This is a genomic window from Caballeronia sp. INML2 (assembly GCF_023631365.1).
In the GTDB taxonomy this organism is placed as follows: domain Bacteria; phylum Pseudomonadota; class Gammaproteobacteria; order Burkholderiales; family Burkholderiaceae; genus Caballeronia; species Caballeronia turbans.
In genome coordinates this window covers 69,603-92,627 of sequence record NZ_JALQDH010000022.1, presented here as the reverse complement: position 1 = coordinate 92,627, position 23,025 = coordinate 69,603, and the positions used below count along the sequence as shown (strand labels likewise).

Genomic DNA, 23,025 nt, shown 5'->3' with positions numbered 1-23,025 from the left:
CGCGCGTGAGCGATATGAATCGGAGAATACGGATTCGATTCAGTTTCAATTCGGTATGGAGAGAGCCGAATCAGAAACGAAAGAAAATCGAATAGAAAATGAAGGCGGGGAAACAAAAAACCCCACGACGATGCGTGGGGCTTTTGCGTGCGATGCGCTTGAATCAGCGTATCGCAAAAGAGGGACCTTGGTGCCCAAGAGAGGACTCGAACCTCCACGGTGTTGCCACCGCTAGGACCTGAACCTAGTGCGTCTACCAATTCCGCCACCTGGGCAAGGGTGCGTGTGCTGCAAAATTTGCTTTGCGTCCAGCAAAGAACGCCATTATAGCGACCCCAATGTGCCTGTCAAGCGTTTCGTAACAATGCGCGTAACGACGCGCCGGGCGCGCCGTATCGGCTTGCCAGCCCCGTGAGGCTGAAAAGACGGGTGTTAGAATGACCCGCAACGATGACCGCATTATTGGTTGCAAAGCACCGCAAAAGTCCCGTCCAACGAGAAAAATCACGACTACGCCCTTGAGCAAATATCCGTATCCGATTCCGAGCCGCGAAGAAATTCTCGGCGTGCTGCGCACGAGCGAGACACCGCATGCCGCGAACGACATTGCCGAGGCACTGTCGATCAAGCGCCAGGAGCGCGAAGGATTTTTCAAGCGACTGGCGGCAATGGAACGCGACGGGCAAATCCGCCTCGACAAGCGCGGCCACTATCAACTCACGCATCCGTCGAATTTTGTGGCGGGCCGCGTACAAGGACATCGCGACGGCTTCGGCTTCCTGATCCGCGACGACGGTCAGGACGATCTGTTCTTGCCCAACGGCGAAATGCAGAAGGTCATGCACAACGACCGCGTGCTCGCGCGCATCGTCGGATATGACCGGCGCGGGCGGCCGGAAGGGCATATCGTCGAGGTGACCGATCGCGCGAACAAGCGCATCATCGGACGCCTCGTCAACGAGAACGGCGCGCTCATTCTGGTGCCGGAAGACAAGCGCATCGGTCACGACATCCTCATCACGCAAAATCCGAAGAAGGCGAAGGTCGGACAAGTGGTGTCCGTCGATCTGACGGATTTCCCGAGCCGTCACTCGCAGCCGCTCGGGCGCGTGGCCGAAGTGATCGGCGATATCGACGATCCCGGCATGGAGATCGAGATCGCGGTGCGCAAATACGGCGTGCCGCATGAGTTCAGTGACGCCGCGCTGAGCTCGGCCGCCAAGCTGCCCGACGAAGTGCGCCCGGTGGATATCCGCCATCGCGTCGATCTGCGCGACGTGCCGCTCGTCACCATCGATGGCGAGGACGCGCGCGACTTCGACGACGCCGTCTATTGCGAGCCGGTGGCGGTCGGGCGCGGTCAGGGATTCCGCCTGCTGGTCGCGATCGCGGACGTGTCGCATTATGTGCGGCCCGGCGAGCCGCTCGACGTCGATGCGCTCGATCGCAGCACGTCGGTGTACTTCCCGCGCCGCGTGATTCCGATGCTGCCGGAAAAGCTGTCGAACGGACTGTGTTCGCTAAATCCGAATGTCGACCGCTGCGTGCTCGTGTGCGATATGGTCATCACGGCGCGCGGCGAAATCAAGGCGTATCAGTTCTATCCGGGCGTGATGCATTCGGCGGCGCGTCTTACGTACACCGAAGTCGCGGCCGTGCTCACCAATACGAAGGGTCCGGAAGCGGCGAAGCGCGCCGATATCCTGCCGCAGTTGCAGGATCTCTACGGCGTGTACAAGTCGCTGCATGCCGCGCGCCAGAAACGCGGCGCGATCGATTTCGATACGACCGAGACCTACATCGTCGTGAACTCGCAGGGCAAGATCGAGCAGATCGTGCCGCGTCATCGCAACGACGCGCATCGGCTGATCGAGGAATGCATGCTGGCCGCGAACGTCTGCGCGGCCGACTTCCTGAAGCGCAACAAGCATCCGGGTTTGTATCGCGTGCATGCCGGGCCGACGGAAGAGAAGCTGGAGAATCTGCGCACGTTCCTGCGCGGCGTCGGCCTCACGCTGACCGGCGGCGCCAAGCCCCACGCGAGCGATTACGCCGCGCTGATCGCACAGATCCGCGACCGGCCCGATGCCCAGATGCTGCAATCGATGGTATTGCGCTCGATGCAGCAAGCCGTGTACAGCCCGGACAATATCGGCCATTTCGGACTCGCGTATGAGGCGTACGCGCACTTCACGAGCCCGATTCGACGCTATCCCGACCTGCTCACACATCGCGCGATCTACGCGATTTTGCAGGGCAAGAAGTATCTGCCGGACATCGGTCACGATGTATCGCTGAGCACCGGCCTCACCAAAGCGGCGCGCGAGATGCAGAAAGCCGACGACACCGCGCGAGGCCGCGCGCGCAACAGCGTCGCGATCTGGGAGGAGCTCGGTCTGCATTGCTCGTCGAACGAACGCCGCGCCGATGAAGCCTCGCGCGATGTCGAGGCGTGGCTCAAGTGCTACTTCATGCGCGACAAGCTCGGCGAGGAATACGGCGGCATGGTGAACGGCGTGACGTCGTTCGGCATCTTCGTGCAGCTGGATTCCCTTTTCATCGAAGGTCTCGTGCACGTGACCGAACTCGGCTCGGATTATTTCCAGTACGACGAGATCAAGAACGAACTGCGCGGCGAGCGCACGGGCATCCGCTACCGGATGTCGGATCGCGTGCGTGTGCAGGTGGGCCGCGTCGATCTCGATGCGCGCAAGATCGATTTCCGGCTCGTCCGCGATACGCCGGTGAAGCCGCCGGCGCCGCGTCCGCCGGTGGTTGCGGGCGAGACCGCGAACGTCGGCAATGGCGGGGCGGGACCGCGTATCCGCCCGTTCGGCGACGACGACCTGCCGGGCACGCGCGCCCGTGGCGGCACGAAAAAGGGTGCGCCGATTTCAACAAACCCGCGCGCTGGCGCGGCGAAGAAACGCGGTGCGGCGTCGAAGTCGGCGCCGCAGGGGCGGCCGGCGCGCAAGAAGCGTTAGGGCGGGGCGCAATACTGTCGCCATCGAATACGCGCGGTCCGATGCTTCGTGCTTCGGACCGCGTCGTGCTTTTCAAGTTTTCACCGAAGGTTCGAATCAGTCATGTCACGTCTCAAGGTTCTATACGGATTTCACGCAGTGACCGCACGTTTGCGCGCGGACGCATCCTCGATCGAGGAGGTGCTGTACGACCCCACACGCAAGGACCGGCGCATGCAGGACTTTCTGCGGACCGCGAAGGAAGCGGGCGTGCGGCTGATCGCGGCGGACGAATCGCGCCTGTGGGGGCTCGCGGGCAACATCCAGCATCAGGGCATCGTCGCGCGCGCGAACGATCTTCCGCTCGCGCAGAACCTGGCGGAACTGCTCGACGGCATCTCGGGCACGCCGTTGCTGCTGGTGCTCGACGGCGTCACCGATCCGCATAACCTCGGCGCGTGCCTGCGCGTCGCGGATGCGGCCGGCGCGCATGCGGTGATCGCGCCGCGCGACCGCTCCGCCGGGTTGAACGCGACGGCGGCAAAGGTGGCGAGTGGGGCGGCCGAGAGCGTGCCGTACATCACCGTGACGAATCTGGCGCGCGCCCTGCGCGAGCTCAAGGACGCGGGCGTGTGGGTGATCGGAACGGCGGGCGAGGCGACGGCTTCGCTCTATGAGACGAAGCTGGACGGCCCGGTGGCGATCGTCGTTGGCGCGGAAGGCGAGGGTATGCGCAGGCTCACGCGCGAGACGTGCGACGAGGTCATGAATATCCCGATGGCGGGGACGGTCGAGAGTTTGAATGTGTCGGTGGCGAGCGGGGTTTGCTTGTTCGAGGCGGTGAGGCAGAGGCAGGTGAAGAAGTAACGGCCGGCGTCCACTAGTCACATCGGCAATTCGAAGCTTCGAACATCAGTCATGGCGTTAAACCGACTTAGTGATCTGCTCGCCGCAAAAAGCGTGTACACGCGCGAGCAGTTGAAGGGTGTTCTCGATACCCAGGACGCGACGATCAATACGGGCGTGTTCCGCCCAGCGGGTTTCGATTCGGTTCTGCTGTTCGTCACCGAGACGAAAACGCCGGACCGTGTTCAGTATGTCGATAAGCTCGAAGGCGACGTCCTGCACTGGCAAGGGCAGAACGCTGGACGTTCAGACTCGTTGATCGTCGAACATCGGCTTCGTGGCATCGAGCTTCTGCTGTTTTATCGCACGAGAAAGTACGAGTACCCGGGCGCTGGATTCAAGTACGAAGGTTCCTTCGAATACGTCTCGCACCAAGGCTCGATGCCCACGAGTTTCACGTTGCGGCGCGAAGCCGAGAGGCCCGCGCAGGCCGAAATCAAGGCCGAAACCGAGGCGGGGGCGCAAGTCGAAGCAAGCGGAGCTTTCAATCCCTCGAGTATCGAAGATGCCCGCAAAAAGACACTCTCCGCCATCGTCATGCGTCAAGGGCAGCCCGCGTTCCGCAAGGCCTTGCTCAATGCCTATGAACAGCGTTGCGCGCTAACGGGCTGCGATGTCCCACAGGTTCTCGAAGCCGCTCACATCTGCGGCTACATGGGCCCGGAAACCAACGACGTCCGAAATGGACTCTTGCTGCGCGCCGACTTGCACACACTCTACGACCGCGCGTTGATCGCGATCGATCCGTTGACTCACGAAGTGTCGATCGCTCCAGCGCTGCGAGAAAGCGAATACGCCTCGCTCGAAGGACGTTTGCTTCGTTTGCCGAAGCATCCTCAGCAACGACCAAGTCGCGAAGCGCTGCAGATTCACTGGATGCACGTGCGATCGATCCGGGAAGGGCAATCGTGATAGGCATAAGAAAAGCGCTCGGCTTAGCCGCATCGATATCGATGTGCATCCTCACCGCCTGCACCACCACCCAGATCGACCGCGGCACCTACATCGCCGACACCCGGTATCACGCCAAAAACGCCGACTCCCGCGTCCGTTTCCTCGTGATGCACTACACGGAGATCGACGAGACACGATCGCTCGCGGTGCTCACGGGCGATCAGGTCAGCGTGCATTACGTGGTCCCCGACGCCCCCCGCATCGAAAAGGGCGAGCCTGTCGTCTATCAGCTGGTGCCCGAAGACAAGCGCGCCTGGCACGCCGGCGTGAGTTCCTGGCAAGGCGCGACGGAACTGAACGCTTCCTCGATCGGCATCGAGAATGTGAACCTCGGGCCTATCGGTGAACAAGGCGGCGACCGCAAGTGGCAGCCGTATCCGCCCGAGCAGATCGACGCGCTCATCAAACTCTCGCGCGATATCGTCGCGCGCTGCCGGATCCCGCCGACGCGAGTCGTCGGCCATAGCGATATCGCACCCCAACGCAAGATCGACCCGGGCCCGCTTTTTCCGTGGCGAGCGCTATACGATGCCGGCGTGGGCGCATGGCCCGACGACGCAACCGTGGCCGCACATCTCGCCGGACGCGATCCCAAAGCGCCGAGCGACGTGCGCGCGCTGCAGGAAAAGCTGAAGCGCTACGGTTACGACATCGCGACCGACGGCGTGCTTGACGAGAAGACACGCCGCGTTTTCAGCGCCTTCCAGATGCACTTCCGTCCGTCGGACTACGCGGGCAATGCGGACGCGGAAAGCGACGCCATCGCCCAAGCCTTGCTCGACAAGTACTTCTCCAACTAAAAGGAAGCCCGATGAGCGACTATTTTCTGCCGCTGCGCGCGCTCCACATGATCTGCGCGGGCGTGTCCATCGCCGGTTTCGTGCTGCGCTGGATCTGGATGCTGACGAATTCGCGGCTCCTCACGACGCGCGCGACGAAAATCCTCCCGCACATCGTCGACACGCTGTTGCTCGCAAGCGCCATCGCGCTGGTCGCGATCATCGGCTTCTCCGCGAACGCCGCGTGGCTCGGCGCAAAAATCGCGGGCCTCGTCGTCTATGTCGTGCTCGGCACGTTTGCGCTCAAGCGCGGTCGCACGAAGGGCGCGCGCGCCGTGTATGGCGTTCTGGCGATTATCGTGTTCGCGTTCATCGCATCGGTCGCGCGCTCGCACGATCCGCTCGGCTTCCTGCGCGCGATGGCATGATCGGAGGATGCGCCTCGCGCGCTCCGATAAAATTCCGTTTTTCACCGATAAGCAGCACCGCTCCCATGACTCAAGACGAACTCAAGCAACTCGTCGGCCAGGCCGCAGCCGACTACGTGAACGCGAACGTGCCGGAAGGCGCGATCGTCGGCGTCGGCACCGGATCGACGGCCAACTGTTTCATCGACGCCATCGCGAAGTCGAAGGCGCGTTATCGCGGCGCGGTGTCGAGTTCGCTCGCGACGACTGCGCGACTGGAATCGCACGGCTTCAAGGTGTTCGATCTGAACGACATCGAGACGCTCTCGATCTACGTCGACGGTGCCGATGAAATCGACGCGAGCGGCGCGATGATCAAGGGCGGCGGCGGCGCGCTCACACGCGAGAAAATCGTCGCGTCCGTGGCGGACGTGTTCGTGTGCATCGCCGATTCGAGCAAGCGCGTGCCGGTGATGGGCACGTTCCCGCTGCCCGTGGAAGTCGTGCCGATGGCCCGCACCGCGATCGGCCGCAAGCTCGCGGCGCTCGGCGGCGTGCCGATCGTGCGTGTGACGAAGGACGGCTCGCCGTTCATCACCGACAACGGCAACGAAATCATCGACGTGAAGGGCCTGTCGATCACCGATCCGCGCGCGCTCGAAGCACGGATCAATGCGTGGCCCGGCGTCGTCACGGTCGGGCTGTTCGCCGCGCGCGGCGCGGACATCTGTCTGCTCGGCACCGAAACGGGCGTCGAGCGGATCGACTACAAGTAAAGACAAAAAGCGCGGCAGCCCGACGTGGGCGTGCCGCGCTTTCTGCTGCTGAATCGATCAGTACGCGTTGCGTCCGATGAATCCCTTGAACATCGTCATCGCGACGATCTTGATGTCGAACCAGAACGACCAGTTCTGGATGTAGAAGAGGTCGAACTTCACGCGGCTCTGCATCTGCTCCACTTTTTCCGTCGCGCCGCGATAGCCGTTCACTTGCGCCCAACCCGTGATGCCAGGCTTGATGCGGTAGCGGAACATGTAGCCGTAGACGAGGTCCTTGTAGAGATCGTCGTGCTCGAGCGCGTGCGGGCGCGGACCGACGACCGACATGTGCCCGAACAGCACATTCAGGAACTGCGGCAGCTCGTCGAGACTCGTGCGCCGCAGAATCGCGCCGACCTTCGTCACACGCGGATCGTTGCGCGTCGCCTGCGTCACGTGACCCTTGTGCTCCCGATGCACGCCCATCGAGCGGAATTTGTAGATACGAAACGGCCGTCCGTCCGCGCCCTTGCGATGTTGCGTGAAGAACACCGGACCCTTCGACGTCGTCTTCACGGCGATCGCGATCGCAATCAGCAGAGGGGACAGCGCGAGGAGCGCCGTCGCCGCGAAGAGGCGGTCGAAGAGCATCTTCGGCCACATCTGCAACGAATTGACGGGCGACGCCGTCAGGTCGATGGTCGCGAGTCCGGCGACATCCGTCATCGAATGATTGAAGAGCGAGATGCTGCGCGTATCCGGAATCAGCCGCAGATTCACGAAGTCGTGCCGCAGCGCGTGCACGAACCGGTAGATCGTGTGCTCCTGCGACAGCGGCAGCGCGAGCCACACTTCGTCGATGCCTTCGGCGCGCACTTTGTCCACGAGATCGTCGAAGTCGTTCAGCACGGGCAAACGATTGCCTCCCATGCCGATTGCCGTCGTCGGGGCGTTCACGCCGCCTGCGCCGGTCGCATGCAGTTCCGCGTCCCCGGTCGTGTCCAGCACGCACACGGGCGTGAAGCCCTGCTCGGGCGTGCTGCACAGATGCGCGAGCAAGGTGCGCGAGAAGCCTTGCGCGCCGACGATCGCCACGGTGCGCTGGTTCAGGCCGCGCCCGCGCATCAGGCGCAAGGCTGAATACGCCAGCAGTTTCGCCGCGATGATGAGCGCGCCGGAAATGAGCGTGGAATACGCGAACCACAGCCGCGACACGGTATCCATGCGATGCAGCGTGAACGCGAGCAGAAGGCCCGCGGCGACCACCGCCATCCACGCCAGCGTGACGCGCGCCAGCATCATGGCGAACGGCTTGCCGCGCCAGGTCTCGTACACGCCGAAAGCCGGGAAAAGCAGAAGAGCGAGTGCGGAGTTGAACGCGATCAGAAGCCTTTCGATATCGCTGAAATCGAGCGAGGAAAAGCGTACGTCATGCGCGATCAATCCGCCCGCGATGATGAGACAGACATCAAGACAACGTGCCAGCCATGAAAACAAGTCGTGATTTTTTTCTTGCATTAATCCAAGCCGTTAAACACTGGAGGCAGAGGCCGCCTCGGTTGCACGAAGACGCGGGAGCAGTCGGTCGAACTCTCGCTTGACGAGCCCATAGCACTCGCAGGCGCGGGCTTCGAGTCCCTCGCGATCCACGACCTTGATGCAGCCGCGGCTGTGATGAATGAGACCCGCGTCGTGAAGCTTGCCGGCCGCTTCGGTTACGCCTTCGCGGCGCACGCCGAGCATGTCGGCGATCAGTTGCTGCGTGACTTGCAGCTCGTTGGACGCGGTGCGATCGATTTCGATCAGCAGCCAGCGGCAAAGTTGCTTGTTCAACGAGTGATGCCGGTTGCACGCGGCCGTCTGCGCGACCTGCGTGAGAAGCGCTTGCATATAGAGCAGCATCAGGCGGCGCAGGAAGTCCGAGCGGCCGAACTGTTCGCGCAGGGCCTGCGCGCTCATGCGATAGGCGAAGCCCGGGCACTGCACCTGCACGCGCGTCGGCATCGTTTCGCCCCCCGTCAGCACGGGCACGCCCGTCATGCCTTCGCGGCCCACCGCGGCGATCTCGACCGAGCCGCCGTCTTCCATCGTATGCAGCAGCGAGATGATCGCCGTCGTCGGGAAATAAACGTGGTGAATACGTTGGCCCGAGTCGCACAGCAGTTGCTCGGTGCGCAGTTGCACGAGTTCGAGATGCGGCGTGAGCGCCTGCCATTCGTGGGCCGGAAGTGCGCCAAGCAGATGGTTGCCGTGCAGGTCGGACTGGAGGGTCAGCATGATTTGTTCTCTCTCGTAACTTCGCGCGTTGCGCTTCAGTTTTTATTTACTGGCGTGATCGTTTTCGACTGTGGTCTCGTAGCGAACCCGTCGATGAAGCATCTCGCCAGCCCCGTAGCCGCCCGTTCACGCGTGGATTGAATTTGTTGTTTCGCGTTTTTTCGGGTTGCGCGACTCTATTAGCGAGGACCGTGCCAATGCGCGCAATCGCAATGCTGGCGGGGCCTCATAAATAAGGCAGTTTTTGTATTGCAGCGCAGCGCGGCGTTTTTGTTTCAGTCTTGAACATCGGTGGTCTTAGGAATGGGCGCGGGCACCGATACGTTTCATCAGCGCAATCCCCCCGTTTGGCGGTTCAGGGTTTTGCAATCACCGTGCGACAGGCCTCACAGGTCGACATCCCCTCGACAGCACACCTTCTTTCGTAGGGACAATTGAAAATGATTCATTCATGTTCCATCGCCCTTGCGGGCTTGCTAACGCCCGGCATTTTCGCCAGCGCTCGATTGTCCCCGGAGCCTTGCCAGACGGGGCATCGCGGGCGATCGGAAAAGTCTGCCGCGAGGCGCTTCATGAAGCGGAAAGGATGCGTCGCTTGCACGAAGTGAAAAACCGCTGCGCGGGGACTCGCATGTGCACGCGCACCGAGCGCTCAACCGCACGCGGAATGGCTCACACAGGGCTTGCGCTAACCTGTCAGGCGCCGCGAGCGACGGCGTTTCTTCGTCAAACGTTTGCGCGCATTTCGTCGGATCGATACTTTGAGATACATCTGGACCATGCGAGGCGCGGTGCCCGGAAATGTTTCATCGCGGACAATTTCATGCGGCACCGATTTAAGCATGCAAAAAGCCCATCGCCCGAATTGCAGTGAAGACATAACGACGTCACGAACCGACTTCACAATTCAGGTAAGCGAGTGAAAAACCCCTTGAATTAGCGGTTCGAATATGTTTAAGCGGCAAGCGTTTGCTTATACAAATCGGCGCGTAATGCGATTGCGCCCGCATTCGGTCAACACACGATATTCGCGAGCGGAGGAATAACGCGTTCATACGCGTCCTCGATGGCGTCGAACGATGCCTCGCAAAGCTCGTGACGTCCGCGCGACAGCGCACGCGCGAGCCGGCATTGCATGACCATCGTTTCGCTTGCGATCTTTCGTGCGCCCGCGTGCGTCTGAACGGGAATGTCGAAGCCTTGTTCGCGCATCCATTGCAGGTAATGCGCGAGCAATTCGAAGTTGGCCCCAAGCGGTCTCATCACATTGAACGCGTAAAGGCGCGCGTACGATTCGCCGCGCGCGATCATCGTATCGACATGCTCGGGAAAGGCAGCGCGCCAGCGCGCGATGGGGTTGTGCATCGGACGCCGTAACAGATGCGCGCACAGCGCGTCGGCGGAGGCCTCGGCGAGCGGCGTGCCGCACACCGGTTCCCGTACCCGCTTGACGAATTCGACGTGCGGAAAGAGTGCGGGCTGCGGCGTCGCCTGAGAACGCAGTACGCCGTCGTAATCGTCACCGTCGAGCAGGTGATAACCCGTGTGATGAAAGTAGCCGAGACGCCGCGCGTCGGGATCGATCACATCGATGCCGATGGTCGTTTTCGCATGTTCGCGGTGATACGACGCCGTGCGCATGTCGGGCAAAAAGAACGCATCCACTTCGACGAGCACGATGTTCGCGCGGCGCGTCTGCACGAGTGCGCGCTCTTCGAGCGAATCGAACACGGAAAGCTCCTGCACTTGCAGGCCATAGAGCGTTTCGATGTCGTCCAGCGGCAGCTTGCCGAGCGTGAACTGATCGGCTTCGAAGTCCTGAGCAACGGTGAAGGCCAGCGCGGCGCGCGGTTCGAGCCCGTTGCCGTGCAGGATTTCAATCCACAGATCGACGGGCGCGACGGCCTCGCGCCAGATGCGCTCGCCGCGATGCAGCGCATGCGCATGATGGCGCCGCGCACGCATGCGTAAAGGATCGAGCGATACGACGCGGGAACGACTTGCGCCTGAATCCGTCACACCGCTCGTATGGAACGCGCTCATGCCGTGACCTCGGGCCGGCAGGGCCGGCGTTCGATACCGCGTGCGCGTCCGAGCGAGTGTCCTTTTCGTTGTGCGTCTCTGTCGCGTTCGATGGCGGTATGCATTGTGATTTTCCCATGAAGGTGCCGTATTACGCGAGCGCTATCGACGCCATGCGAACGCGCGCGGCCGCCCGCATCGAAGGGCTGTTGCGTGGTCGTGTCGATCGTCGGGCAGGCGTCTTTTTCCCCGGGACGCCTTTTTGCGTGTGGTCGAGCTTATTTGAAAGGCGCGCGAGGCGTGGGTCGGTGCGATGGCGCACTGATTCCGGGCGGGCCGGCACGTAACGTTCAATCGTCGTAACGCCGGCAATTACCGGTAAAGCATGGAGATAATCGATGAACTGGAAAACCCTGGATTTCGAACAACTCACTGCGCGTGAGCTTTATTTGATTTTGCGCGCGCGCAGTGCGGTGTTCGTCGTCGAACAGTCGCATGTCCATCTCGATCCGGATGGCCGCGACGAAACCGGTACGCATGTATTCGCCGCCGAAGACATGAGCCGCTCGATGCCCGTGCTCGCCTATGCACGCATTCACGAAGGCGATGCGGAAGATCCAGAGGTCGTGGTGGACAAGATCTTGACGAGCCCGCTGCGTCGTGGCGATGGCACCGCGCACGCTCTGATCGAACGCGTGCTGGCGGTGGCCGCCGAGCGCTGGCCCGGCCGCGGCGTGCGCCTGAGCGCGCCCGTGAGTCTGCGAGGCTTCTATGAGGCGTTCGGCTTTCGCAAGACCGAAGGCCCGTTCCTCGAGCATGGCATGCCCTACATCGGTCTGACGAGAAAGAGCCGTCAGCCGCGCGAGACGTCCGGCACGGGCAAGGCGCGGTTCGCGCCGAGCGAGCGCGCCACCACGTACGAGTTGCTGTAAGCGCCACGAGCGACGCAAAGGAACGCACCAGTCGGCGGCATCGAAGGCGTAGACCATCCGGGCATCGAGGCAAGGAAGGCGCAATAGCGACGAAATAGCGGCGCAATAACCAAGCGTGTCCTCGAAACAATAAGATCGACGCAGCCGGCCAGCGCCGGCGAGCGCAAAAACAGCCTATCTCATGCGAATAGTCCATCTCGCCAATCACGCGCAGACGATCGGCAACGGCACCGTCAACATGATGGTCGATCTCGCCTGCATGCAGGCGAGCATGGGTCAGGATGTCGTGATCGCGTCGTCCGGCGGCGGGTTCGAGCCGCTCCTGCGCCGTCACGGCATCCTGCATATTCCGCTGCAGCAATCGCGGCAGCCCTGGCGCGTGCCGTCAATGATCGCGGGCTTCAATCGTCTCATCGATCGTTTCGATCCCGACATCGTGCATGCGCACATGATGACCGGTGCGCTCATCTCGCGTTTTTCCAGCATGCGGCGCCGTTTCGCGCTCGTGACGACGGTTCATCATGAACTGCAGAAAAGCGCATCGCTCGTGCGCGCGGGCGATCGCATGGTCGCCGTGAGCCGCGCGCTCGCGCTGGATCTGGAGGCGCGCGGCATCGATCCCGGGCGCATGTCGATCGTGCTCAACGGCGCCGTGGGCGCGCCGCGCCTCGTGTGCCGGCCCGCCGCGAAGCCGCTGCGCCTTAGGCATCCGAACATCGTCTGCGTGGCGGGCATGTATCGCAGGAAAGGCATCGCGGATCTGCTGCAAGCGTTCGCGCTCGTGCGCGAGCAGTCGGAGAGCGAGCGGGAGTTCATGGCCGAGCCGCATCTGTATCTCGTCGGCGATGGCCCCGAGCGAGCATCGATGGAAGCACTCGCGGCAGAGCTCGGCATCGCGGAGATCACGCACTTCGCCGGCTTTGTCGCCGATCCGCGGCCCTATTTCGCGAGCGCGGATATTTTCGCGCTCCTGTCGCGTCAGGATCCGGGGCCGCTCGTGATCGCCGAGGCGCGCGAGGCGGGCTGCGCGATCGTCGCGACACGCGTGGGCGGCATTCCGGAAATGCTCGACGACGGTGCGGCAGGCGTGCTCGTGCCCGCAGGCGATATCGAACAGGCGGCGGCGAAACTGCGCTGGCTCCTGCTCGACGGGCAGGCGCGCGGCCAGTTCGCGGCGCGTGCGCGGCTAAACCTGCAGCCGCTCTCGGTCGAGAGAGTAAGCAGCGACTACATGGCGGTCTATCAGCACACGCTCACGGAACGCGAAGCGATGCAGCGCCAGCGGCTCGCGCTCGATGCGCGAAGGCCTCGAGCAACGGATGGCGCGATTTAAGCATAGGGCTGACGAATCGCCGCGCTCGCACCGCGCCACGGTGCTTTCGTTCAAACCGTCCGATCATACAAAAGGCCCATGCCAGCGGCCTTCCGTTCGCGTTCGCACAGAACGCCTACGAGATGCTTGCTCAAATGAGTGCATGATCGGTCCGAGGACATAAGGGACCGAAAAACGCACCCGCCGCGCTGCGACGCCGCCATTCTTCAGTTTCCCTGATGAATGCCTGCGCGCGCGCGGCGCGAGTGCAGCGGATACACGCGAAGCGGTAAGAATCGACGAAATATCGACGTCAGAGGGATTACCCTGTCAGGTGTTTCCCAACTGGCATTCGAAGCAACGAAGACGCAACGTATCTAGCACGACGAATGGGCCTGTCGGGAACTCGTCGTGCCTTTCGCAGCCCGGGGAAAGCGAAAGCGATGCGCTCATACATACGGCTACGGAACAGGCGAGAAGGGGAGAAGCGAGATGGATGACAACAAAGAGCGATCGCTGGTGGCGAAGGTCATGGACGGACTGGTCTCCGGCATCGTCGAGCAAAAATATGGCGCGATACTGCCACCGCAGGACATCCTCTCGAAGGAGTTCGACGTGAGCCGCACCGTCATGCGCGAGGCGCTCTCGATGCTGCTCGCGCGGCACATGCTGGACGTGCGGCCGAAAACGGGCACACGTATTCGTCCGATGAGCGACTGGCGTCTCATCGACGAGGACGTGGTGAGCTGGAGATTTCGCGCCAAGCCCGATCAGACATTTTTGCGCGATGTAATCGAATTCCGAATGCTGATCGAGCCGCGCGCGGCAGCGCTGGCCGCCGCACGGGCGACGCCGGACGAGATCGCCGGCATCCGCGACGCGTTCGACACGCTCTCGCGCCTGCAGGTCGGCGAGCCGGAGTATCAGGCGGCCGACGAGGTGCTGCACACGCGCATCGTCGCGGCGAGCGGCAACCAGTTCTTTCGCCAGATGACGGCGATCGTGCGCGGCGCGCTGGTGACGGTCAATCCTATCGTGGACGGCATCGAGTCCGTGCGTGAGGCGACGCTCGCGGCGCAGAAGAGCGTCGTCGAGGCGATCGAGGCGAAGGATTCCGCCGCCGCCGAATCCGCGACGCGCGCGCTCGTCGATCTGGCCGCGGAAGAAGTGGGCCGCGCGTTCTCGCTGGAGCGGGTGAACAGTCAGCCCGCCTCGCCGAATGTGAATGCGTCCGCGGGAGTGTGACGTCCTCAAATAGCGCGACGTAGGAGACCATCGGGCCGCAAGCATGGAGCCGGGACATGTCCCGGCTTTTTGCCGTCTGCGCGCCGTGCGAATTCGACATGCGATGCAATCAGGCACAATGCGTCGCACGACGAACATGGCGCATGGAGGCAGGATTGACCGACACGAACATCAACGCAGCAACGATACGCTGGGGCATCGTCGGCGCGGGACGCATCGCGCGGCGCTTCGCCGAAAGCCTCGCGCATGTCGATGGCGCGCGCCTCGCGGCCGTCTGGTCGCGCCGCGCGGAACCGGCGCGCGCATTGGCCGACGCATTCGATGCACGCGCGTTCGACGAATTCGACGCGATGCTCGACCATGTCGACGCGCTCTACATCGCGACCTTGCAGGACAGTCACCCGGAATACGCGTTGCGCGCCTTCGCGGCGGGCAAACCCGTGCTGTGCGAAAAGCCCGCCGCCGTGAGCGCGCGCGATCTGCAGCGCATGATCGACGCGGCGCGCGCGGCGAAGCTGCTCTTCATGGAAGCGATGAAGCCGCCGTTTTATCCGCTGTATCGCCGCCTGCGCGCGCATCTGGAGCACGATTCCATCGGCGAAATCGGGCTCGTGCGCGCGGGTTGCTCGATCGCGCACGTGCCGCTCGATCACCCGTCGTTCTCGCTCGAAGCGGGCGGCGGCGCGCTGCTCGACATCGGTATCTACGAGGCGTTTCTTGCGGTCGACTGGCTCGGCGAGGCGCTCGACGTGCAGACTATCGGCCGCCTCGGCGCCTCCGGCGTCGACGTGTTCGCGAGCCTGAACGTGCGCCACGAACGCGGCATCGCGCAATTGTTCTGCGGCCTCGATCTGCAAGGCCGCGGCGATGCGCTCATCGGCGGCACGCTCGGCACGGTGACGATTCACGAAAACTGGTGGAATCCGGCGCGCGCGACGATTGCGTACACCGACGGACGCAAGATCGAACTCGACGAGCCTTTCACGGGCGGCGGCCTCAACTACGAAACCGCGCATTTTTGCGAGTTGCTGCGCGCGGGCGAAACGGAAAGCCCGGTGATGCCGCACGCGATGTCGATGCGCATGATCGCGATCATCGACGCCGCGCGGCGCGATCTGAAGCTGCGCTTTCCCTTCGAGACCGACTGATACGAAAGAGCCGCTTTTCAGCGGCTCTTTTTCGTCGATGTCGCTCAGTGTCGTCCCGGCAGCGCGAGACGCCGTTCGAAAATCCGCTGCACGAATTCGAGCACGCTGCACAGAATCCAGTAGACGAACGCCGCCGCGAGATAGAGCGGCAGCGGCTGATAGGTCGCCGCGATCACTTCCTGCGCGCTTCGCAACAGCTCGGTCACGGTGATGACCGAGACGAGCGACGTGTCCTTGATCAGACTGATGAGACTGTTCGACAAGCTCGGCACCGCGATGCGCAGCGCCTGCGGCCCGATCACGTAGCGCAGCGTCTGCGTGCGCGACAACCCGAGGCTATAGGCCGCGAGCCACTGTCCGGTGTGGATGCCGAGGATCGCGCCGCGCATGCTTTCCGACAGATACGCGGCGACGTTCGCCGACAGCGCGATCACGCCCGCGGGTGTGGGCTCGAGCGAGATGCCGAGGCTCGGCAGGCCATAGTAGATGACGAAAATCTGCACGAGCAGCGGCGTGCCGCGCATCACGCTCACATAGCAGCGACCGATCGCGACGAGCGCGCGATTCTGGCTGATGCCCATCAACGCCAGCACGACGGCCGCGATGAGGCCGAAGAACATCGAATAGAGCGCGAACTTGATTGTCAGCAGCGCGCCTTGCGCCAGCACGGGCGCCGATTGAACGAGCAGGGATGTCGTGGACATGGACGGGGGAACGTGAAAGAACCGGCGTGGCGAGTCAGAAGATTCGGCACATCATAACCGGCGAGGAAAAAGCGAAGGGCGGCACCGTCGAACGATGCCGCCCTGAAGCGCCAGAAGCGCAGACTTACTTCGCGGGCTTCGTCACGTCGATGCCGAACCACTTGTCCGAAATCTTCGTGAACGTGCCGTCCGCTTCGAGCTGGTTCATCGCGTCGTCGATTGCCTTCGCGAACTTCGGATTGCCCTTCTTGAACGGAATGCCCGACGGATTGCCCGCGCCGACATTCGCGCCCGTGCGCAGCGCCAACTGCGAATTCTTCAGCAGATACGCGAGCATCAGGCGGTCGTTGAGCGCCGCGTCGAGACGGCCGGCGGCGAGGTCACGCAGATACTCGGGCGCGCCCGGATAGGTCTTCACGTCGATGCCCGGCACCGACTTCGCCATGTCCATGTAGTTCGTGCCGAGTCCGACGCCGAGCTTCTTGCCCTTCAGTTCTTCGAGCGTCTTGAACTCGCGCTTGTCGTCCGAACGCTGGATCAATTGCGCGTTCGAATACGTGTACGCCGGCGAGAAGTCGAGCGTCTGCTTGCGCGCGTCGGTGATGCCGACCTGGTTCACGATCACATCGAACTTGCCTGCCTGCAGGCCCGCGATGATGCCGCTCCATTCGGTCGTGACGAACTCGGGCTTCACGCCGAGCTTGGCGGCGACGGCTTTGGCGATATCGACATCGAAGCCGACCAGCTCGCCGTTCGGCGCTTTCGAGTTGAACGGCGGGAAGGTGCCTTCCAGGCCGACGCGCAGCGTGCCGCGCTGCTTGACCTGATCGAGCAGGTCGTCGGCGTGTGCCGCGGTGGTGACGGCGGTGAATGCCGCGCCGATCAGGCTGGCAGCGACGAGTTTCTTGAGCGTGGACAGTTTCATTGTGTTGTTTTCCTCTTGATGGGCACAGCGTTTTTTCGGATGCGGCGATCATAGTGAGAATGCAATCGCCGCGTAATACCGTTTGTTCATGTCTATATGCGGGATCGGCTCGTTCACGCGAGCGCGTCGACGCATTCGCGGACAAGCGCCGGACCGCGATAAATCAGCCCCGTGTAAAGCTGCACGAGCGACGCGCCCGCCGCGAGCTTCGCGCGCGCGTCCTCGCCCGAGAAAATCCCGCCCACGCCGATGATCGGCACCTCCGTGCCGACTTCCGCGCGCAGCTTGCGGATCACCTCGTTGGATGCGTCGAAGACTGGCCGCCCCGACAGGCCGCCCGCTTCGTCGCCGTGCTTCATGCCGGTCACGGCGGTGCGCGAGAGCGTCGTGTTCGTGGCGATCACGCCGTCGATCTTGTGAGCGAGCAGTGTGCCCGCGATCGACCTGATCTGCTCGTCGTCGAGGTCGGGCGCGATCTTGAGCGCGAGCGGCACGAGCTTGCCGTGCAGGTCGGAAAGACGCGCCTGCTTCTCCTTCAGTGCGCCCAGCAGCGAATCGAGCTCGCCCGCGCCTTGCAGCTGCCGCAGATTCTTCGTGTTCGGCGACGAAATGTTGATCGTCACATAGCTCGCGAACGGATAGACGCGCTCGAGGCAGTAAAGGTAATCCTCGGCGGCGCGCTCGATCGGCGTATCGGCGTTCTTGCCGATGTTGAGGCCCAGCACGCCGCGATAGTGCGCCGCCTTCACGTTGGCGACGAACTGATCGACGCCGCGGTTGTTGAAGCCCATCCGGTTGATGAGCGCGTCCGCCTCCGGCAGCCGGAAGATGCGCGGACGCGGATTGCCCGGCTGCGCGCGCGGCGTCACGGTGCCCACTTCGATGAAGCCGAAGCCGAGCGCGGCGAGCCCGTCGATGCACGCGCCGTCCTTGTCCAGGCCCGCAGCCAGGCCGACCGGGTTGCGGAACGTGATGCCCATGACAGTGCGGGGCGAATCGGGGCCGCGTCTCGCGAGCATGCCGGCGAGCCCGGTGCGGCCGGCGGCGCCGAGCATGCGCAGCGTCAGGTGATGAGCATCTTCCGCGTCCATCTTGAAGAGATGCGAACGCGCGATCGGGTAGAGGGAACTGAACACGAAATGAAAGCCGGCGACGGCGGATTTTTTTAAGACCGCTATTTTAGCGGCTTTGGACGGCGGGCCGGTCGCACTCTGCGGGTTGCTCCGGCGGCTATTTCGGCTGGCTCGGACCGTGGATGCGCCCAGGCATCGGCAGCGTGCCGGCGGATTGCGTGCTGGCGGGATCGAGGAGCGTCCAGCGTCCGTCGATCAGACCTTCCAGCGGCCGGAAATTCGCCTTGTAGGCCATTTTCTCGCTTTCGCGAATCCAGTAGCCGAGATAGACGTGCGGCAGGTCGAGGCTCTTCGCCTGCTCGATCTGCCAGAGGATGTTGAACGTGCCGTAGCTCGTCTTCGGCATGTCCGGCTCGAAGAACGTGTACACCGATGACAACCCGTCGCCGAGGATGTCGATCATGCTGATCATGCGCAGGACGCCGGGCGTGTCCGCGTGCGCAGGATCGGCGGGTTCGCGGAACTCGACGAGACGCGAATTGATCCGGCTCTGCAGCAGGAACTGCTCGTATTGGTCGCGGCTGTCGCGATCCATGCCGCCGCCCGCATGCCGCGCCGACTGATAACGCATGTAGAGCGCGTAGTGTTCTTCGTCGTAGTGCAGCGGCGCGACGCTCGCCACCAGATTGCCGTGCTGCTTCCACACGCGCCGCTGCGAGCGGTTCGGCACGAAACGCGCGACCGGCACGCGCACCGGCACGCAGGCGCGGCAGCCGTCGCAATACGGGCGATAGGTGAAGACGCCTGAACGCCGGAAACCGGCCTTGACGAGTTCGGTGTAGACGTCGGAGTTGATCAGATGGCTCGGCGTCGCGACCTGCGAGCGCGCGACGCGCCCTTCCAGATAACTGCAAGGGTAGGGCGCTGTTGCATAGAATTGCAGCGCGGAAAGCGGTGACAGCGGTAGCTCGTTCGGATGTGTCACGTTGGCGGCTCTCGCAGGCGTCGTCTCGTCGTTGCCGACCGGCGCGTAGATTCCACTTTTCGGGCGCGCGCGGCGGCTGCATTTCGTGTGTCGCTCGGGGCGTCGCGCGCAGCGTTCAGCGTGCCAGCACGTCGAGAAGGACGGATTTGTCGAAGCGCCAGCCGATCGCCGGTTCCGCCGTGGCCCGCCGGAGATGCGCCACGAATGCGCGGCGTGCGATCTCACGGCCGCCCAGCGACGCCAGATGCGACGTGTTCTGCTGGCAGTCTATCATCTCAATTTGATTGCGGCGCAAGTGTCCGACGAGCGCCGCAAGCGCGATTTTCGACGCATCGGTCTTGTGCGCAAACATCGATTCGCCGAAGAACATGCGCCCGAACGACACGCCGTAAAGCCCGCCGACGCGCACGCCGTCGTGCCACGTTTCGATGCTGTGCGCGCTACCCGCGCGGTGCAATGTGGTGTACGCATCCACGATGTCCGTGGTGATCCAGGTGCCGCGCTGGCCGTCGCGCGGCGTGTCGGCGCAGGCGCGCATCACGGCGGAAAAATCGTCGTCGACGCGGATTTCCCAGACCGGATCGCGCACGACGCGCTTCAAGGTCTTGCGCAGCGAATCAGATACCTTGAACTCGGCCGGAAAGAGCACCATGCGAGGGTCGGGGCTCCACCACAGCACGGGCTGGCCGTCCGAATACCACGGGAAAATGCCGCGACCGTAGGCATCGATGAGCCGTGACGGCAAAAGGTCCGCGCTTGCGGCGAGCAGGCCCGGCGCGCCGCTCGCCGCGCCGAGCGCGCGCTCGACGGGCGGAAAAGGATCGTCGTCGGCGAGCCAGGGAACCATGTTCTCGGGTGAGTGGCGTTCTGTGATGTCAGCGAGCGATGCGATCAGCCGTCGCGCAGCGTGCGGAAAATGTCGCCCGTGTGCAGCGTGAAATTGCCGGCGGCGCGGTCGGCGAAGAAAAAGCGCAGCGTCTGGCCGACCGTCGGAAACGCGATCTCGTCCCACGGAATCTCGCTTTCCTCGAAGAGCTTCACCTCCAGGCTTTCCTCGCCGGGATCGACTTCGATATCGAGCAGCCGCGCCAGATAGAAGAGATGCACCTGATGCACGTGCGGCACGTTGAGCAAGGTGAAAAGGCTCTGGATCTCGACGCGCGCGCCCGCTTCCTCGAGCGTTTCGCGCGCGGCGCCTTCGCTCGTCGTCTCCTGCATTTCCATGAAGCCGGCGGGCAAGGTCCAGTAGCCGTAGCGGGGCTCGATCGCGCGGCGGCACAGCAGCACCTTGTCGTCCCACACCGGGACGGTGCCTACGACGTTACGCGGATTTTGATAGTGAACCGTGCCGCAGTTGTTGCAGACGAAGCGCTCACGGTTGTCGCCGGGCGGAATGGCGAGGCCGACCTCGTGGCCGCAGACGGAACAGAATTTCATGGAAATGGACGTGGGAGATGTGCTGCGAGTGTATCACCGCACCGCGGCGGCTTTGAGGCACTCAAACGGTTTGCGGCATCAGTCGCGTCGCATGACTGGCTTCCCTGAAGCCGAAGGTGCGATGCCTGCCTTCTCGCTACAATAGTTGACCAGAATTGCCGTGTCCCTTTTCACGATCGGGGCGCCTCGCGCGCCTGAAGCAAACTCCATGTCAACCACGCCACCCGCTTCCAACCGTCCTCCGATGCTCGCCACCGCCGATGCGCTCGGCCGTTTGCTCGACGCCGCGCGTCAGGTGGACGGCCGCGAGCGCGTCGGCACGCTCGACGCGCTCAACCGCGTGCTCGCCGCCGATGTGACCTCGCCGCTCGACGTCCCGCCCATGCATACGAGCTCGATGGACGGCTACGCGGTCCGCGCCGCCGATCTCGCCGGCGCGAACGAAGGCGCGCCCGTCGCACTGCCGGTGTCCCAGCGCATTCCGGCGGGCCACGCGGGGAAGCCGCTCGCGGCGGGCACGGCCGCGCGCATCTTCACCGGCGCGACGGTGCCGCCCGGCGCGGATGCCGTCGTCATGCAGGAAATGGCGCGTGTTGCGGATGACGGGCGCATCGCGTTCGCGCAGACGCCCGCAGCGGGCGAGTGGATCACGCAGCAAGGCGCGGATATCAGGCGCGATTCGGTGATCCTGCCCGCGGGCACGCGCCTCACGCCGCAGGCGCTCGGGCTGGCGGCGTCGGTCGGTTGCGCAGAGCTCGATGTCGTGCGCCGCGTGCGTGTCGCGATCTTCTTCACCGGCGACGAACTGCGCATGCCCGGCGAGCCGCTCGAACCCGGCGCGATCTACAACTCCAACCGCTTCACGCTGCGAGCGCTCCTTGCGAAGTTCGGCTGCGAGGTGACCGATCTCGGCATCGTGCCGGATCGGCTGGACGCGACCCGCGAGACGCTGCGGCGTGCGGCGACCGATCACGATCTGATCCTGACGTGCGGCGGCGTGTCGGTCGGCGAGGAAGATCACGTGAAGCCGGCGGTGGAGGCCGAAGGGCGCATTTCGATGTGGCAGATCGCGATGAAACCCGGCAAGCCGCTCGCCTTCGGCGCGGTGCGGCGCGGCGATGAAGGCAGCGAGGCGTTCTTCATCGGCTTGCCGGGCAATCCGGTGTCCAGTTTCTGCACGTTCCTGCTGTTCGTGCGGCCCTTCCTGCTGCGTCTTGCGGGCGTGCAGAAGGTCACGCCGCGCGTCTACTCGATGCGCGCCGACTTCAGTCAGAAAAAAGGCGACCGTCGCAACGAATTCCTGCGCGCGCGCGTGAACGCGTCGGGCGGGCTCGATCTCTTCGAGAACCAGAGCTCGGCCGTGCTGACATCGACCGTCTGGGGCGACGGTCTCATCGACAATCCGCCGAATCATGCGATCAGCGCTGGCGAGATCGTGCGCTTCATCCCATTTTCAGAACTGATATGAAAGTCGAACTGAGGTTTTTCGCGAGCGTGCGCGAGGCGCTGGGCGTCGCGAACGAGACGGTCAGCGTGCCGGACACGGTGGTGAATGTCGGCGATGTGCGCGCCTGGCTGCGCCTGCGCGGCGGCGTGTGGGAAGAGGCGCTCGCCGAAGGCCGGGCGTTGCGCATGGCGTGCAATCACGTGATGACGAATCCGTCGCAGCGCATCACCGAGGGCTGTGAGGTTGCGTTTTTTCCGCCGGTCACGGGTGGCTGACATGTCGACGCGTTCCAAAGTCCGCGTGCAGGAAGCCGATTTCGACATCAGCGCGGAAGTCGCCGCGCTGCGTGCCGACAATCCGAAGGTCGGTGCGGTCGCGTGTTTCGTCGGCACGGTGCGCGATCTGAACGAGGGCAGCGCCGTCGAAACCATGGAGCTCGAGCATTACCCTGGCATGACGGAGAAGTCGCTCGAAGCGATCGCCGATCAGGCGCGCGAGCGCTGGCGCGGCTCGGACGTGCTCATCGTGCATCGCGTGGGCAAGCTGAAGCCGCTCGATCAGATCGTGCTCGTCGCAACGACGGCGGTGCATCGCGCAGAGGCGTTCGAATCGTGCGCTTTCGTGATGGACTATCTCAAGACGCAAGCGCCGTTCTGGAAGAAGGAAAAGACCGAAGCGGGCGAACGCTGGGTCGACGCGCGCGAATCCGACGATGCGGCGCTCGCGCGCTGGCAGGACTATCCGTCCTGAT

22 protein-coding genes and 1 tRNA gene are annotated in these 23,025 nt (G+C 63.5%); 13 read left to right on the top strand and 10 right to left on the bottom strand.

Annotation, left to right across the window (positions count from 1 at the left end):
- Window positions 1–188: 188 nt before the first annotated feature.
- Window positions 189–275: transfer RNA gene (locus tag NCT32_RS08090), tRNA-Leu, on the bottom strand.
- Between the two features lie 243 nt (window positions 276–518).
- Between NCT32_RS08090 and rnr the strand changes: the two genes are divergently transcribed.
- From rnr to rpiA, 6 genes are all read left to right on the top strand, one after another.
- Window positions 519–2,984, top strand: coding sequence for a ribonuclease R (rnr, locus tag NCT32_RS08085; RefSeq protein ID WP_061120394.1), 2,466 nt, complete (start codon window positions 519–521; stop codon window positions 2,982–2,984).
- Window positions 2,985–3,086: 102 nt separating this feature from the next.
- A complete protein-coding gene (rlmB, locus tag NCT32_RS08080) occupies window positions 3,087–3,830 on the top strand; it encodes a 23S rRNA (guanosine(2251)-2'-O)-methyltransferase RlmB (RefSeq protein WP_061120393.1) in 744 nt (247 codons plus the stop codon).
- 51 nt (window positions 3,831–3,881) lie between these two features.
- Complete coding sequence (locus NCT32_RS08075; protein ID WP_086961402.1) at window positions 3,882–4,781, top strand: HNH endonuclease; 900 nt, start codon at window positions 3,882–3,884, stop codon at window positions 4,779–4,781.
- Window positions 4,782–4,822: 41 nt separating this feature from the next.
- Window positions 4,823–5,623 carry an N-acetylmuramoyl-L-alanine amidase gene (locus NCT32_RS08070; protein WP_061120392.1) on the top strand — a complete coding sequence of 267 codons (801 nt, stop codon included), beginning with the start codon at window positions 4,823–4,825 and terminating at the stop codon, window positions 5,621–5,623.
- Between the two features lie 11 nt (window positions 5,624–5,634).
- Window positions 5,635–6,030, top strand: coding sequence for a SirB2 family protein (locus tag NCT32_RS08065; protein ID WP_061120391.1), 396 nt, complete (start codon window positions 5,635–5,637; stop codon window positions 6,028–6,030).
- A gap of 65 nt (window positions 6,031–6,095) precedes the next feature.
- Window positions 6,096–6,785, top strand: a complete 690-nt coding sequence (gene rpiA / locus NCT32_RS08060) for a ribose-5-phosphate isomerase RpiA (RefSeq protein ID WP_061120390.1) — start codon at window positions 6,096–6,098, stop codon at window positions 6,783–6,785.
- A 57-nt stretch (window positions 6,786–6,842) separates the two neighbouring features.
- On the opposite strand, the gene NCT32_RS08055 is transcribed toward rpiA, so the two are convergent.
- The 3 genes from NCT32_RS08055 to NCT32_RS08045 all read right to left on the bottom strand — a co-directional run bounded on the left by NCT32_RS08055 (window position 6,843) and on the right by NCT32_RS08045 (window position 11,087).
- Entirely contained in the window at window positions 6,843–8,264 is a 1,422-nt protein-coding gene (locus NCT32_RS08055) for an undecaprenyl-phosphate glucose phosphotransferase (protein ID WP_061120402.1), read from the bottom strand.
- Window positions 8,265–8,297: 33 nt separating this feature from the next.
- Window positions 8,298–9,044, bottom strand: a complete 747-nt coding sequence (locus NCT32_RS08050) for a Crp/Fnr family transcriptional regulator (protein WP_014191659.1) — start codon at window positions 9,042–9,044, stop codon at window positions 8,298–8,300.
- Between the two features lie 1,014 nt (window positions 9,045–10,058).
- On the bottom strand, window positions 10,059–11,087 hold the full coding sequence (locus NCT32_RS08045) for a DUF1839 family protein (protein ID WP_061120389.1): 1,029 nt from the start codon (window positions 11,085–11,087) through the stop codon (window positions 10,059–10,061).
- Between the two features lie 377 nt (window positions 11,088–11,464).
- On the opposite strand from NCT32_RS08045, the gene NCT32_RS08040 reads away from it, so the two are divergent.
- The 4 genes from NCT32_RS08040 to NCT32_RS08025 all read left to right on the top strand — a co-directional run bounded on the left by NCT32_RS08040 (window position 11,465) and on the right by NCT32_RS08025 (window position 15,703).
- The gene (locus tag NCT32_RS08040; RefSeq protein WP_061120388.1) at window positions 11,465–11,998 is read left to right on the top strand and encodes a GNAT family N-acetyltransferase; all 534 of its coding nucleotides are present in this window, start codon (window positions 11,465–11,467) and stop codon (window positions 11,996–11,998) included.
- A 181-nt stretch (window positions 11,999–12,179) separates the two neighbouring features.
- Window positions 12,180–13,331, top strand: a complete 1,152-nt coding sequence (locus NCT32_RS08035; RefSeq protein WP_061120387.1) for a glycosyltransferase family 4 protein — start codon at window positions 12,180–12,182, stop codon at window positions 13,329–13,331.
- Window positions 13,332–13,802: 471 nt separating this feature from the next.
- The gene (locus tag NCT32_RS08030) at window positions 13,803–14,555 is read left to right on the top strand and encodes a FadR/GntR family transcriptional regulator (protein WP_061120386.1); all 753 of its coding nucleotides are present in this window, start codon (window positions 13,803–13,805) and stop codon (window positions 14,553–14,555) included.
- Between the two features lie 143 nt (window positions 14,556–14,698).
- Window positions 14,699–15,703, top strand: a complete 1,005-nt coding sequence (locus NCT32_RS08025) for a Gfo/Idh/MocA family protein (RefSeq protein WP_061120385.1) — start codon at window positions 14,699–14,701, stop codon at window positions 15,701–15,703.
- A 44-nt stretch (window positions 15,704–15,747) separates the two neighbouring features.
- Here the strand turns inward: NCT32_RS08025 and NCT32_RS08020 are convergent, their stop codons facing one another.
- From NCT32_RS08020 to NCT32_RS07995, 6 genes are all read right to left on the bottom strand, one after another.
- Window positions 15,748–16,407 carry an amino acid ABC transporter permease gene (locus tag NCT32_RS08020; protein WP_061120384.1) on the bottom strand — a complete coding sequence of 220 codons (660 nt, stop codon included), beginning with the start codon at window positions 16,405–16,407 and terminating at the stop codon, window positions 15,748–15,750.
- A 124-nt stretch (window positions 16,408–16,531) separates the two neighbouring features.
- A complete protein-coding gene (locus NCT32_RS08015; protein ID WP_250490082.1) occupies window positions 16,532–17,332 on the bottom strand; it encodes a transporter substrate-binding domain-containing protein in 801 nt (266 codons plus the stop codon).
- Window positions 17,333–17,445: 113 nt separating this feature from the next.
- Window positions 17,446–18,468, bottom strand: coding sequence for a quinone-dependent dihydroorotate dehydrogenase (locus NCT32_RS08010; RefSeq protein ID WP_061120382.1), 1,023 nt, complete (start codon window positions 18,466–18,468; stop codon window positions 17,446–17,448).
- Between the two features lie 94 nt (window positions 18,469–18,562).
- Entirely contained in the window at window positions 18,563–19,390 is an 828-nt protein-coding gene (locus tag NCT32_RS08005) for an arginyltransferase (protein WP_061120381.1), read from the bottom strand.
- A 115-nt stretch (window positions 19,391–19,505) separates the two neighbouring features.
- Window positions 19,506–20,237 (bottom strand): leucyl/phenylalanyl-tRNA--protein transferase, encoded by a 732-nt coding sequence (gene aat / locus NCT32_RS08000; RefSeq protein ID WP_061120380.1) that lies wholly within the window; start codon window positions 20,235–20,237, stop codon window positions 19,506–19,508.
- Between the two features lie 44 nt (window positions 20,238–20,281).
- Complete coding sequence (locus tag NCT32_RS07995) at window positions 20,282–20,827, bottom strand: NUDIX hydrolase (protein WP_035501055.1); 546 nt, start codon at window positions 20,825–20,827, stop codon at window positions 20,282–20,284.
- A gap of 244 nt (window positions 20,828–21,071) precedes the next feature.
- Between NCT32_RS07995 and glp the strand changes: the two genes are divergently transcribed.
- The 3 genes from glp to moaE are packed head-to-tail and all read left to right on the top strand — an operon-like array spanning window position 21,072 to window position 23,024.
- A complete protein-coding gene (gene glp / locus NCT32_RS07990) occupies window positions 21,072–22,295 on the top strand; it encodes a gephyrin-like molybdotransferase Glp (RefSeq protein ID WP_409219272.1) in 1,224 nt (407 codons plus the stop codon).
- A complete protein-coding gene (moaD, locus tag NCT32_RS07985; RefSeq protein WP_061120378.1) occupies window positions 22,292–22,549 on the top strand; it encodes a molybdopterin converting factor subunit 1 in 258 nt (85 codons plus the stop codon). The genes glp and moaD overlap by 4 nt, the downstream gene beginning before the upstream one ends.
- A gap of 1 nt (window position 22,550) precedes the next feature.
- A complete protein-coding gene (gene moaE / locus NCT32_RS07980; RefSeq protein ID WP_061120377.1) occupies window positions 22,551–23,024 on the top strand; it encodes a molybdopterin synthase catalytic subunit MoaE in 474 nt (157 codons plus the stop codon).
- Window position 23,025 lies beyond the last annotated feature (1 nt).